The following is a 13,959-nucleotide window of genomic DNA, read 5'->3' as shown; positions in this document are numbered from 1 at the left end:
GCCGGAGGGAGGGTCAATGCCATGCGCACCCGAATTCTCGTACTTGGAAAGCGCGTCGGCTGAAGCTGGGACCAGCATGTCCCCGCTCAACGCACCCGACGCGCTCCCCTCGCTTGCCTCCCGGCACGAGGGGTTTTTTGTTGCACTGGCAACGTCGAATCTCGTAAAACCCTCCTCGTAAAACCCTCAGCTTCGAGAAGAGAATGCCGATGACCGAGCAGGCCACCGGGGCCCACCATCCGCAGCCGCGGGCCCGTACCGGCGGACACCAGACCGCCGCAGTTGAGCACGTCACGGGTGCGCAGTCCCTCATCCGCTCTCTCGAAGAGGTGGGGTGCGACACCGTCTTCGGCATTCCGGGGGGCTGCATCCTCCCCGCGTACGACCCGCTGATGGACTCCAAGAAGGTCCGCCACATCCTGGTCCGCCACGAGCAGGGCGCCGGCCACGCCGCGACCGGCTACGCGCAGGCCACCGGCAAGGTCGGCGTGTGCATGGCCACCTCCGGGCCGGGCGCCACCAACCTGGTCACCCCGATCGCCGACGCGCACATGGACTCCGTGCCGCTGGTCGCGATCACCGGTCAGGTCTCCTCCAAGGCGATCGGCACCGACGCCTTCCAGGAAGCGGACATCGTCGGCATCACGATGCCGATCACCAAGCACAACTTCCTGGTCACCAAGGCCGAGGACATCGCCCGGACCATCGCCGAGGCCTTCCACATCGCCTCCACCGGCCGCCCCGGCCCGGTCCTGGTCGACATCGCCAAGGACGCCCTGCAGGCGAAGACCACGTTCTCGTGGCCGCCCACCCAGGACCTCCCCGGCTACCGGCCGGTCACCAAGCCGCACGCCAAGCAGATCCGCGAGGCCGCCAAGATGATCGCCGCTGCCAAGCGGCCGGTCCTCTACGTCGGCGGCGGCGTCATGAAGGCCGGCGCGACCGCCGAGCTGAAGGTCCTCGCCGAGCTCACCGGCGTCCCGGTCGTCACCACTCTGATGGCCCTGGGCTCCATCCCGGACAGCCACCCGCAGAACGTCGGCATGCCCGGCATGCACGGTGCCGTCACCGCCGTGACCGCGCTCCAGAAGTCGGACCTGCTGATCGCGCTCGGCACCCGCTTCGACGACCGCGTCACCGGCAAGCTGGACAGCTTCGCCCCCTTCGCCAAGGTCATCCACGCGGACATCGACCCGGCCGAGATCGGCAAGAACCGCGCCGTGGACGTCCCGATCGTCGGTGACGCCCGCGAGGTCATCGCCGACCTGATCCAGGCCGTCCAGGCCGAGGTCAACGACGGCAACGCCGGCGACTACACCGCCTGGTGGACGGACCTCAACCGCTGGCGCGACACCTACCCCCTGGGCTACGACCTGCCCGAGGACGGCACGCTCTCCCCCCAGCAGGTCATCGAGCGGATCGGCCAGCTGGCACCGCAGGGCACCATCTACGCGGCCGGCGTCGGCCAGCACCAGATGTGGGCCTCGCACTTCGTGAACTACGAGGAGCCCCGCACCTGGCTGAACTCCGGCGGCGCCGGAACCATGGGCTACGCGGTCCCCGCCGCGATGGGCGCCAAGGTCGGCATGCCGGAGCGCACCGTCTGGGCGATCGACGGCGACGGCTGTTTCCAGATGACCAATCAGGAACTGGCCACCTGCGCCCTGAACAACATCCCGATCAAGGTCGCGATCATCAACAACGGTGCGCTGGGCATGGTCCGCCAGTGGCAGACCCTGTTCTACAACCAGCGCTACTCCAACACCGTCCTGCACGCGGGCGAGACGGGCACCGACACGGCCGTCGGCTCCCAGCTCGGAGAGTCGGCCGCCCCCCGCATGGGCACCCGCGTCCCGGACTTCGTCAAGCTGTCCGAGGCCATGGGCTGCGTGGCGCTGCGCTGCGAGGACCCGGCCGACCTGGACAAGGTCATCGCCGAGGCCAACGCGATCAACGACCGCCCGGTCGTCGTCGACTTCATCGTCCACGAGGACGCCATGGTGTGGCCGATGGTCGCCGCCGGCACCTCGAACGACGAGGTCATGGCCGCCCGGGGCGTCCGCCCCGACTTCGGCGACAACGAAGACGACTGAGCCGAGAGAGCCGAGAGAGAGAACGACTCACATGTCCAAGCACACGCTCTCCGTCCTGGTCGAGAACACGCCCGGCATCCTCGCCCGGATCGCCGCGCTGTTCTCCCGACGCGGGTTCAACATCGACTCCCTCGCGGTCGGTGTCACCGAGCACCCCGACATCTCGCGCATCACCATCGTCGTGAACGTCGAGGACCTCCCGCTGGAGCAGGTGACCAAGCAGCTCAACAAGCTGGTCAACGTGCTCAAGATCGTCGAGCTGGAGCACGTTAACGCCATCGAGCGCGAACTCGTTCTGGTGAAGGTCCGCGCCGACAACGAAACGCGCTCGCAGATCGTCGAGATCGTCCAGCTGTTCCGCGCCAAGACCGTCGACGTCTCCCCGGAGGCCGTCACCATCGAGGCCACCGGCGGCACCGACAAGCTGGGCGCGATGCTCAAGATGCTGGAGCCCTTCGGCATCAAGGAGCTCGTCCAGTCCGGGACGATCGCCATAGGGCGCGGCGGCCGGTCCATCACGGACCGCAGCCTGCGCGCGCTCGACCGCAGCGCCTGAGCCCGGCCGGGCCGGTGACACCGGCCCGGTCGTGCCCCGCCCGTTCGTTTCTCGCTCGCTCGTATGGCGAGACCGAGAACCACGTATTCCGTTCCCCGCCGTACGGTGGGAGCAACACCAGCGCACCAAGGAGATATCCCAGTGGCCGAGCTGTTCTACGAGAACGACGCCGACCTGTCCATCATCCAGGGCCGCAAGGTCGCGGTCATCGGTTACGGCAGCCAGGGCCACGCCCACGCGCTGTCGCTCCGTGACTCCGGCGTCGACGTCGTCGTCGGCCTGCACGAGGGCTCGAAGTCCAAGGCCAAGGCCGAGGAGCAGGGCCTGAAGGTCCTGCCCGTCGCCGAGGCCGCGGCCTGGGCGAACGTCATCATGATCCTGACCCCGGACCCGCTCCAGGCCGAGATCTACGCCGCGTCCATCGAGTCGCACCTGGAAGAGGGCGACGCGCTCTTCTTCGGCCACGGCTTCAACGTCCGGTACGGCTTCATCAAGCCCCCCACCAACGTGGACGTCGCCCTGGTCGCCCCGAAGGGCCCGGGTCACCTGGTTCGCCGTCAGTACGAGGAAGGCCGCGGCGTGCCCTGCATCGCCGCCGTGGAGCAGGACTTCACCGGTTCCGCCTTCCAGCTGGCGCTGTCGTACGCGGCCGGCATCGGCGGCACGCGCGCCGGTGTCATCAAGACCACGTTCACCGAGGAGACCGAGACCGACCTGTTCGGTGAGCAGGCCGTTCTCTGCGGTGGTGCCTCCGCGCTGGTGAAGGCCGGTTTCGAGACGCTGACCGAGGCCGGTTACCAGCCCGAGATCGCGTACTTCGAGTGCCTGCACGAGCTGAAGCTCATCGTGGACCTCATGTACGAGGGCGGCCTGGAGAAGATGCGCTGGTCGGTCTCCGAGACCGCCGAGTGGGGCGACTACATCACCGGTCCCCGCATCATCACCGACGCCACCAAGGCCGAGATGAAGAAGGTCCTCGCGGAGATCCAGAGCGGCGAGTTCGCCAACACCTGGATGGCCGAGTACAAGGCCGGTCTGCCGAAGTACAACGAGTACAAGAGCGCCGACGAGGCGCACCTGCTCGAGACCACCGGCAAGAAGCTCCGCAAGCTGATGAGCTGGGTCGACAACGACGAGAGCTGATCCGCTGCGTCGCGGGGCCGGGACGGTGCGTCCCGGCCCCGCGGCACATCGGCCGGACCCCCGCGCGACGGGCCTTCCGGGGGACCGCTTGTCCACCCTGGCCAATCTCGTGCGGGTGATCCTTCCGTACAGGCGGAATTCCGTTCCGGATCCGCCACTACACTGCTCAACACAACGCGTCAGGCCCACAGTGTCGTGCGTCTTCCACGCGGCTACCCCCCTCCACCGCCTGCGGCCGTCGGGACGGCCGTCCGCACTGGACTTGTGAGGACCCACGTGAGCTCGAAACCTGTCGTACTCATTGCCGAAGAGCTGTCGCCCGCCACTGTCGAGGCGCTCGGCCCGGACTTCGAGATCCGGCACTGCAACGGTGCCGACCGCGCGGAGCTGCTCCCCGCGATCGTGGACGTCGACGCGATCCTGGTCCGCTCCGCGACCAAGGTCGACGCCGAGGCCATCGCCGCGGCCAAGAAGCTGAGGGTCGTCGCCCGTGCGGGCGTCGGTCTGGACAACGTCGACGTCTCGTCCGCCACCAAGGCCGGCGTGATGGTCGTGAACGCTCCGACCTCGAACATCGTCACCGCCGCCGAGCTGGCCTGTGGCCTGCTCGTCGCGACGGCCCGCAACATTCCGCAGGCCAACACCGCCCTGAAGAACGGCGAGTGGAAGCGGAACAAGTACACGGGTGTCGAGCTCAGCGAGAAGACCCTCGGTGTCGTCGGCCTCGGCCGCATCGGCGTCCTGGTCGCCCAGCGCATGTCGGCCTTCGGCATGAAGATCGTCGCGTACGACCCCTACGTGCAGCCCGCGCGCGCCGCCCAGATGGGCGTCAAGATGCTGACGCTCGACGAGCTGCTCGAGGTCGCCGACTTCATCACGGTGCACCTGCCCAAGACCCCCGAGACCCTCGGTCTCATCGGGGACGAGGCCCTGCACAAGGTCAAGCCGTCGGTCCGCATCGTCAACGCCGCCCGCGGCGGGATCGTGGACGAGGCCGCGCTGTACTCGGCCATCAAGGAGGGCCGCGTCGCCGGCGCCGGCCTCGACGTGTACGCGAAGGAGCCCTGCACGGACTCCCCGCTGTTCGAGCTCGACCAGGTCGTCTGCACCCCGCACCTCGGCGCGTCCACGGACGAGGCCCAGGAGAAGGCCGGTGTCTCGGTCGCCAAGTCGGTGCGCCTCGCGCTCGCCGGCGAGCTCGTGCCCGACGCGGTCAACGTCCAGGGCGGCGTCATCGCCGAGGACGTGCGTCCCGGCCTGCCGCTCGCCGAGAAGCTCGGCCGCATCTTCACCGCGCTGGCGGGCGAGGTCGCGGTCCGCCTCGACGTCGAGGTCTGCGGCGAGATCACCCAGCACGACGTCAAGGTGCTCGAACTCTCCGCGCTCAAGGGTGTCTTCGAGGACGTCGTCGACGAGACGGTCTCCTACGTCAACGCCCCGCTGTTCGCGCAGGAGCGTGGGGTCGAGGTCCGCCTGACCACCTCCTCGGAGTCCCCGGACCACCGCAACGTGGTGACCGTCCGCGGCACCCTGTCGGACGGCCAGGAGGTCTCGGTCTCCGGCACGCTCGTGGGCCCGAAGCACCTGCAGAAGATCGTCGGCATCGGTGAGTACGACGTGGACCTGGCGCTCGCCGACCACATGGTCGTCCTGCGCTACGCCGACCGCCCGGGCGTGGTCGGCGCCGTCGGCCGCATCCTCGGTGAGGCCGGCCTGAACATCGCGGGCATGCAGGTCGCCCGCGCCGAAGAGGGCGGCGAGGCCCTCGCGGTCCTCACCGTCGACGCCGAGGCCCCGGTGAACGTCCTCGCGGACATCGCCACCGAGATCGGCGCCGTCTCGGCCCGTACGGTCAGCCTCGGCTGACGCTGCGGCAGCGGAACGACGCGAAGGGCCCGGGGGAGACCCCGGGCCCTTTCGTGTGTCCCGCTCCGCTACGGGGCTCAGTGCGCGAGCGCTTCGTTGGCCGGGGCCGGCTCCGCCTGGGCCTGGGCCTGGGCCCGGGCTCCGCGGCCCCGGAGCAGGGCCGCGGCGAGCACCGCCGCCGCGAGGAGCAGGACCGTACCGCCCCAGGCCGCGTACTGCATTCCGTGGACGAAGGCCTCCCGGGCCGCGGTCAGGACCTGGCCGCCGGCCGCCCCGCCGAGCCCCTGGGCGGTGGCCACGGCGCCGCCCAGGGTCTCCCGTGCGGCGGGCTCGGACCCGGCCAGGTCGGAGCGGTAGACGGCCGTGCCCAGGCTGCCCAGGAGGGCCATCCCGAGGGCGCCGCCGAACTCCTGGCCGGTCTCCAGCAAGGAGGCGGCGGAGCCGGCCTTCTCGGCGGGGGCGGAGCCGAGGGCCATGTCGGAGACCAGGGACATCACGGTGACGATGCCGCTGGCGAGGACCCCGGCACCGGTCAGCAGCAGCCACAGCGAGTCGGTGCCGACCAGGCCGATCAGGGCGAACCCGGCGGCGGCGAGGACGAAGCCGCCCGAGATGACGTAGGCCCGGTCGGTCTTCCGGGCGAGGACCGCGCCGACCGGTGCGGCGGCGCCGATGAGGACCGAGGGGGCGAGGCTCCAGAGGGCGGCCTCCAGGGTGCCCATGCCGAGCACCGACTGCAGGTACTGGGTGGTGAAGTAGGCCGAGCCCATCATGGCGAAGGCGGCGATGGTGTTCAGGCCGATGCCGGCGCCGAAGCCGCGCTCCCGGAAGAGGGCCCCGGAGACCATGGCGTCGCCGCGGGTGCGCTGGCGGCGCACGAAGAGCCCCCCGAAGGCCAGGCCGGCGGCGAGGCAGCCGGCGTGGAGCGGGGTGAGGCCCTCGGCGGCGATCTCCTTGAGCCCGTAGACCACCGGCAGCACGGCGGCCATCGACAGCGGAACGCTCAGCAGGTCGAAGCGGCCGGGCGCCGGGTCCTTGAACTCGGGGACCAGCACGGGGACCAGGACCAGCAGGAGCAGCATCGCGGGGACGTTGATCAGGAAGACGGAGCCCCACCGGAAGTGGTTCAGCATCACCCCGCTGAGCACGGAACCGAGGGCGATGCCGCCGGTCATGGCGCCGGACCAGATCGCGATGGCCTTGGCGCGCTGCCGCTCGTCCTGGAAGAGGTTGCGCACGAGGGCGAGCGTGGACGGCATCAGGGTCGCGCCGCCGATCCCGAGCAGCACCCGGGCCGCGATGAGCATCTCGGCGCTGGAGGCGTAGCCGGCGGCGACGGAGGCGAGTCCGAAGGCGGCCGCGCCGGTCAGCAGCAGCTTGCGGCGGCCGATCCGGTCGCCGAGCGAACCCATCGTGATGAGCAGGCCCGAGAGGGCGAAGGCGTAGCTGTCGAAGATCCAGAGCTGCTGGGTCGCGGTGGGGTCCAGCTCCCGGGTGATGGCCGGGACGGCGAAGTAGAGGACGGAGACGTCCATCGAGACCAGGAGCAGGGGGAGCAGGAGAACGGTGAGTGCGATCCACTCCCGGCGACCGGCGAGACGTGCTGCGGGGTTCGTCATGAGCAGCAATGTACAAGCGTCATAAACGGCTGTCTAGTACGTATGTATAGAACGGCCGTGTAGGACGTTTGTCTTGGACGGATGTCTTGGCTACCGTGAAGGCATGGGACATCGCGAAGATCTGCTCGAAGGCGCCAAGAAGTGCCTGGTCGAGAAGGGTTTCGTGGGCACGACCGCCCGCGACATCGTCAAGGCCTCGGGTACGAACCTGGCCTCGATCGGCTACCACTACGGCTCCAAGGACGCCCTCATGGCGCAGGCCTACGTCGCCGTGGTCCAGGAGTGGGGTGACCAGTTCGCGGCCGGGGTGGAGGGCGACGGCGGCTCGCTGGAACGCTTCCGCTCGGTCTGGGACGGGGTGCACGCCGGCCACGAGGAATCCGGCCCGATCTGGTCGGCCAGCATGGAGATCGCCCTGGCCGGGGGCCGGATGCCGGAACTGCGGTCGATGCTCGCCGCCTCGCAGGGGGAGGGCCGCAGGGGGCTGGTCTCGATGTTCACCGGCGTGCCCGAGGAGGACCTGACGGAGGAGGAGCTGCGGACCACCGGCGCCTTCTACCAGGCCCTGCTGAACGGCTTCATGCTCCAGTGGCTCTTCGACCCCGAGTCGGCCGCGACCCCGGCCCAACTGACGGAGGGCATGCGCCGGGCGGCGCGGGCGCTGGCGGCGACGGCCGCCGAGGACACCTCGGCCGAAGGCTGAACGGAGCCGGAACGCGGGCCGGCGCGGGAGCCCGCGGAGCGTGAACTGACGCTCCGTCGAAGCGGGGGGACGGCGGCCGCTTCCGTGCACTAGCCTGCCCGCGAGGGATGGGGAGCACAGGGGAGGGCTCGATGGCGGAATCGGCGAAGAGCGGCCAGGAATCAACGCTGGACGGCGAGTTACTGCGGGAAGGTGTCGACCCGGATATCGTCGAGGCCCTCGGCGCATGGCAGAAGCGCACGGAAACGAGCATCGCCTTCGACAGGTGGCTCACCCAGGGCCTGAGCGGCGCGAAGCTGGCCTCGGTGGTGCTGTCCGGGCCGGAGTTCGACGGTCGGCTGATCATGAAGATCTGCCCGCCGGGCCGCCATACGGCACGTGAGCCGAAACGGCATCGCAACGCTTTGCAGGAGGCGCCCGAACTCTTCGCCGCGACGCATCTGGTCGACCAGCCGATCGAACCGGTGGAGGTCGCCAGCGGTGCCAAGGTGATGTTCCAGGCAGTGGCCGGCGGCGGCCTGCTGAACATGCGGGTGCTGTCCGCGTGGCACAGCCGGCAGCTGCCCGAGCTGGCCGCGGCGGTGGCGAGCTCCGTACTGGAAGACTGGAACCCCCGCCCTTCGGGCATGCCCCGGAAGTCGGTGGCCGAGTACCTCCGCAGCAATCTGGGCACGCTGGCCGACAAGGGGAGCCCCCTGAAGGCCCTGGCCGGGCAGCTGACGTACGAGCCGGACGACGGCACCGTCCCGCTGTGGATCACCCTGTCGGCCGGCGAGGTGGCGCCGAACGTCCTCGCCTGGCTGGAGGAGACCGAGTGGCGCGGCCTCGACCCCGACCACGTGATGTCGATCCTCGGCCGTGCGCACGGCGACCTGCACAGTGACAACATCCTGTTGCCGGTCAGGTCGAAGCCGCCCGGGGAGGCCTACCGTCTCATCGATCTGTCGGCCTACGAGGGGGACGCCCCGCTCTCGCGCGATCTCGCCCATCTGACCTTGTCGCTGATCATCCGCGATCTCCCGGAACTCACCGACGTGCAGCGTGCGGCACTGGCCGAGTTCCTGGTGGACCCGGAGTCGGAGAGCGGGTTCTCCCTCCAGGTGGCCGGGCTGTGCGACCTGGCCAACGACATCGCGCAGGCCGGCGAGAAGTACGCCGCGGACCTGGCGATGCTGGACGACTGGCGCGATCTGTACGCGCTGTCCCTCGTCGCCAATGCCCTGCTCTTCGCGACGAGGGAGCAGACCGTCGCCGCGCGCGAGCGCGCCTGGTGCTACGAACTGGCATGCACCGCGCTCGGCCGCCTGTTCGGGCAGCGCGGCCTGCGGCCGCCGGCGGACCAGGCACCGGGATGCGGCTTCAAGGCGGCACCCGTGGGCGACTGGGACATCTCGGAGGCGCTGGAAGAGCTCTCCGCCGCCTGTGAGCGCTGGAGCGCACGGCGTACGGTCATCGCCGTACTGGACTCGGCTTCGCTGTCCGCGGCGGCGTGCGAGAAGTTCACCCGGCTCGGCTGGAACGTGGTCGTGGAGCTGAACCCCGCCACCGACACGGACGGCGGCTGGCTGCACGCCTCCACGGAGAGCGGCCGCGTACCGCGGCTGCGCCTGCCGGGCCAGGACATCCTCTTCGGAGAGAACAGCACCACCTGGATCGCCGCGGCCGGACTCAGCAACGCCAACCCGGTCCCTCCCCGGGACGGGCTGCGCCAGTGGCGTTCGGCGTACCTGCCGTTCGTCAGGAAGTCCTTCGACGTCCTCAGCCGCCACTCCGCCCGGCCGGTGACCGTGGTGTGCTTCGGCGAGGGCGGCAGCGCGGAACGGGCCGTGATCGAGGAGTGCCAGGACGTCTTCGGGGAGCGGGTGAAGACCGTCATGGTCTCCGCGACCGGTCCGGGCGCCCTCGCGGAATACGGCCCGCAGCTGATCCACGCCGACCCCAGCGCCCTGCTGGCCGCGCTGCCGGACCAGTCGGGGTCCCGCATCCGTGGCCGCACACCGAGGATCCCCGCCAAGGACGGCCCCATCGACGTCCCGGAGGACCTGCTCGCCCGGTTCAACGACACCGCCACCCTGCTCCACACCGAGGTGGGCGCGGAGTCGGAGGGCGGTGAGTTCGAGGTGGGCGCCTTCTACCGGGGCCGCCCCATCTCCTGGTTCGAACTCGACGCGCACCTCGACCTGCCCAGGGCCGTGACCGGCGAGTTCGTGCAGCAGGTGCGCGCCGCGCTGGAGCAGCGGGACACCCTGCGGGTCATGCTCGGGCACTCACCCGGCGCAGGGGGCACCACCATCGCCCGGCGGGTGGCCTGGACGCTCAAGGACGATTTTCCGACCGTCGTGGCCCGGGCCGTCCAGGACGACGTGGTCCTCGCCGACCTCGTCAGCGACCTGGCGAGGGCCACCGGCAAACCCGTGCTCCTCACCCTCGAACTGGTCGCCGAGGCCACTCTGGACCGGCTGTACGACATGCTGCGCGCGAGCGGGGTGCCCGTGGTGCTCCTCATCACCGCCCGCCGCACCACGCTCGGCCGGGCCCATGACGCGCCCCCGCAGGGCCGGGGCGAGGCGGTCCGGACGCCGCTGCCCCAGTTGGGGCTGCGGGTCGGGCCGATGCGCCGCGGGACCGACCGCAGGGAGATGGCCGGCCACTTCACCCACCTGGCACCCGAGCGGGCGGACGACCTCTTCGCCCTGGCCGGGGAGGACTCCGACAGCAGCGTGCCGTTCTTCTACGCGCTCACCGCCTTCGTGGAGGGCTTCGAAGGGCTGTCCGGGTACGTGGAGCAGTTCGTCACCGGCATCAACGACACCGACCGGGAGGTGCTCGTACTGCTCGCGCTCGCCCACCGGTTCAGCGGGGTCCCCGTGCCCGAGGACCTGTTCGCCGGGTTGCTCGGCGTGCCGTCGTCCCACCAGGTGGAGCTGCGGCGGCACGTCGACGAGCGGCTCCACGGCCTGCTGGTCGAGGAGAGCCGCGGCATGTGGCGGCTGTCCCACAGTCTGATCGCGGAGGAGGTGCTGCGGCAGTTGCTGGTCCCGCCGGCCGCCTCCCGGGGCCGGGGGGACTGGTTGGCGGCCCTGCCCCTGTGGTGCCTGCGGCTGATCTCGCACGCGGGGGAGGTGTTCGACAACCGGCTGCCGGACGACCTCAAGATCCTGCTGGACCGGCTGTTCACCATCCGCGACGCGCGCGAACCGGTGGAGTTCCGCACCAACACGAGCACCTACACCGAGCTGTTGCAGCACCTGTCGGCCCCCGGGCGCAAAGAGGTGCTGCACGCGCTGGTCGAGACGTTCCCCGAGGAGTCCCACTACTGGGGTCACTACGGCCGACTGCTGTCCTACGACTCGCGCGACTTCGCCTCCGCCCTGAAGGCGGTGGACCGGGCGATCTCCATCGCGTCGAACGACCCGCTGCTGCACCACATGCGCGGCGTCGTCTTCCGGAACGAGATCAGGTCGTTCACCGAGGACCGCGGGGACGCCAAGGGCAAACCGCGGGAGAAGGAACGCGCGATCCTGGAACTCGTGGAATCCGCGCGCTTCTCGTTCCAGGAGGTCTCGAAGCTGGACGGCTCCAGCGAGTACGGGCACATCACGCTCGCGCAGATGTGCATCAAGGTCATCGAGTTCGGCTACTCCACCTCGGGCGCCGACACCTATGCCCGCTTCCTCGCCAGGCCCTCCGCGGTGGCGTACCGGGACCTGCTGGGCGACGCGGAGGACGCGCTGGACGCGGCGCTGGAGATCCGGGGATCCGACCGGATTTCGCGCGTGGCCGAGGAGGCCGAGGTCGAACTGCTGAAGATCTACGACGACTACCAGGCCCTGCTGCAGGGCTGGCGCAACCTGCTGGAGCGGACCGACGTCTACAAGCCCTCGGTCCGCCGCCGTCTGGCCCGCGTCTACCGGCAGCGCCACGGATCCTGGCGGAAGGCGAACCCGCGGGACATAAAGCAGGCGGTCGAGCTGCTCAACGACAACCTGATGGACAACCCCCGGGACTTCGCCAGCCTGCGCGAATGGCTGCAGGCGGCCCGCTTCCTGCCGGCCTCGCTGGACAGGGCCGCGGACTACGTGACCACCTGGGCGCGGGCCGAACCCTTCAGCCGGGAGGCGCTCTTCTACGACTACGTGCTCACCGGACTGCGCGTGCTCGAAGGCCAGGACTCGGCGATGCCGGAGTACAAGCGCAAGCTGGAGCTGTGCCGGGAACGGACGGCCGGCTTCGGCAACCGGCGGTTCAACTACGAATGGCTCGGCCAGGGAGTCGAGTTGGGCCGGCTGGTGGCCCACGACGACCTGCGGGACTGGAACCGCCGGGAGAACGCGCCGCCGCCCTCGTTCCTGACCCGCCTGGAGGGCCGGGTGGACCGCATCACCGGACCGGCCTCTGGTGTCATCGACTTCGGCCGGGGCATCCACGCGTTCTGCGTACCGCGCCGCGCCAACCTGGTCCGGGGCATCCACGAGAACCGCTCGATCACGGGCCTGCTCGCGTTCCGCTACGACGGCCCCGAGGCCTGGGCGGTGGAACTGAGCTAACCCGGCCTGATCCGCATCGCGGACCCTGGACTCACCCGTGCAGGCGGGCGGCCTTGAGGGCCATGTGGAGGAGCAGGCGGTCCTCGCCCTCGTCCAGGTCGAGGCCGGTCAGCTGCTCCACCCGGGACAGCCGGTAGTACAGGGTCTGGCGGTGGATCCCCAGGGCCGCCGCCGCGCGGCCCGCCTGGCCGGCGCAGTCCAGGAACACCTCGGCCGTGCGCGCCAGTTCGGGATTGGCCGGACCGCGCAGGGCGCGGGCCACCGGGTCGTCGAGGGCCTCCTCGGCGACGGAGGCCAGCATGCGGTAGGGCCCGATCGCGGACCACTGCGCGACCGGGCCGAGCCGCGGCCCGGCGGCTGCGGCCCGGGCGGCGGCGGTGGCCTGCTGCCAGGCGGCGGGCAGTGCGGTGAGCGCCCGTACGGGGTCGGACACCCCGGCGGTCACTCCGGTGGCGGCCGCGGGTGCGGTGGCCTTGGAGCCGGTCGGTGTGCTGCCCGTCCCGTCGGCCGCGCGGGGCATCAGGCGGGAGATCGCCGTGAGCGCCGGAGCCAGCGGGTCCGCGCCGCGCAGGCGGATCAGGACCGCGAGGGACTGCCCCGGCGGGCCGCCGCCGTCCGGGTGGGGTTCCTGCTCGCCGGCCCCCCGCCAGGGCACCACGCACACGGCGGCCGCCCCCGGGACCGAAGCCGGGGCCTCGCCGGGCCACGGGCTCACGCAGACCGCGGCGTGCGGTCCTTCGCCGCCCGGACCGAGTGCCACCCGTAGGGCGGCCACCGCCATGTCCTGCTGCCAGCCGCGGCCGGCCGTGAGCACCGCGAGGAACTCCCGGGACAGGTCGGCCCCCGCCCGGGCCTCCTCCGCGAGGAGCAGCCCGATCCGCTGGGCCACCTCCATGGCGGCGGCCAGCGACTGCGCGTCGGGGCCGGGCTCCTGGTCGAGGAGCCATACGTAGCCCTGGACGATCCCGCGGTAGCGCACCGGCAGGCAGATCCGCCCGCGGAAGACGCCGGCGTCGGGGGCGGCCGGGATCCTGACCGGGCCGGTGGCGCGGGCGATGCCGAAGCCCTCGAACCAGGACCGGACGGCCGCCGTCGACTGGCGGGTCAGGATCGAGCGGGTCCGTACGGGGTCCATGGCCAGATCGTCGTCGCTGTCGTGCGCGCCGAAGGCGATGAGGCGGAAGTCCCGGTTCTCCAGCGTCGCCGGAGCGCCGAGCAGCGCCGAAATCTCGTCCACCAGGTCCTGGTAATCGCCTTTCACCCGCACATTCTCCCACCCCCGCACCCGCTCTTCAGACAGATGTATGAGATCCGGGCCACGGATGCGTGACAGCTGTCGATGGCAGAGGATCGGGGAGATCCCTAGGTTTCACGGTGGTTTTACTTGCGTTTTCCTTATGGCCTCCGTCGTCCCGGCGCGGGCCGAATGTCT

8 protein-coding genes are annotated in these 13,959 nt (G+C 70.6%); 6 read left to right on the top strand and 2 right to left on the bottom strand.

What is annotated here, in order from left to right; all coding sequences use genetic code 11:
• Positions 1 to 203: 203 nt before the first annotated feature.
• From AC3IX6_RS10245 to serA, 4 genes are all read left to right on the top strand, one after another.
• On the top strand, positions 204 to 2,093 hold the full coding sequence (locus tag AC3IX6_RS10245) for an acetolactate synthase large subunit (RefSeq protein WP_489369867.1): 1,890 nt from the start codon (positions 204 to 206) through the stop codon (positions 2,091 to 2,093).
• A gap of 31 nt (positions 2,094 to 2,124) precedes the next feature.
• Positions 2,125 to 2,649, top strand: a complete 525-nt coding sequence (gene ilvN / locus AC3IX6_RS10240; protein ID WP_266904165.1) for an acetolactate synthase small subunit — start codon at positions 2,125 to 2,127, stop codon at positions 2,647 to 2,649.
• Positions 2,650 to 2,790: 141 nt separating this feature from the next.
• Positions 2,791 to 3,792 carry a ketol-acid reductoisomerase gene (ilvC, locus tag AC3IX6_RS10235; protein ID WP_243337812.1) on the top strand — a complete coding sequence of 334 codons (1,002 nt, stop codon included), beginning with the start codon at positions 2,791 to 2,793 and terminating at the stop codon, positions 3,790 to 3,792.
• Between the two features lie 276 nt (positions 3,793 to 4,068).
• On the top strand, positions 4,069 to 5,658 hold the full coding sequence (gene serA, locus AC3IX6_RS10230; protein ID WP_383954778.1) for a phosphoglycerate dehydrogenase: 1,590 nt from the start codon (positions 4,069 to 4,071) through the stop codon (positions 5,656 to 5,658).
• 77 nt (positions 5,659 to 5,735) lie between these two features.
• On the opposite strand, the gene AC3IX6_RS10225 is transcribed toward serA, so the two are convergent.
• Positions 5,736 to 7,277: an MFS transporter gene (locus tag AC3IX6_RS10225; RefSeq protein ID WP_489369866.1), complete on the bottom strand. Its 1,542-nt coding sequence runs from the start codon at positions 7,275 to 7,277 to the stop codon at positions 5,736 to 5,738.
• Positions 7,278 to 7,380: 103 nt separating this feature from the next.
• Here AC3IX6_RS10225 and AC3IX6_RS10220 point away from each other — a divergent pair, with 103 nt between their 5' ends.
• Both AC3IX6_RS10220 and AC3IX6_RS10215 read left to right on the top strand, forming a co-directional pair.
• Entirely contained in the window at positions 7,381 to 7,980 is a 600-nt protein-coding gene (locus tag AC3IX6_RS10220; protein ID WP_489369865.1) for a TetR/AcrR family transcriptional regulator, read from the top strand.
• Positions 7,981 to 8,111: 131 nt separating this feature from the next.
• Positions 8,112 to 12,527 (top strand): hypothetical protein, encoded by a 4,416-nt coding sequence (locus AC3IX6_RS10215; RefSeq protein ID WP_489369864.1) that lies wholly within the window; start codon positions 8,112 to 8,114, stop codon positions 12,525 to 12,527.
• Between the two features lie 31 nt (positions 12,528 to 12,558).
• Here the strand turns inward: AC3IX6_RS10215 and AC3IX6_RS10210 are convergent, their stop codons facing one another.
• On the bottom strand, positions 12,559 to 13,788 hold the full coding sequence (locus AC3IX6_RS10210) for a PucR family transcriptional regulator (protein WP_489369863.1): 1,230 nt from the start codon (positions 13,786 to 13,788) through the stop codon (positions 12,559 to 12,561).
• Between the last annotated feature and the right edge of the window lie 171 nt (positions 13,789 to 13,959).

The sequence above is a fragment of the Streptomyces sp. GL_141 genome (assembly GCF_057834385.1).
The sequence above is the reverse complement of the archived record's forward strand: the minus strand, read 5'-3'. Positions and strand labels throughout refer to the sequence as shown.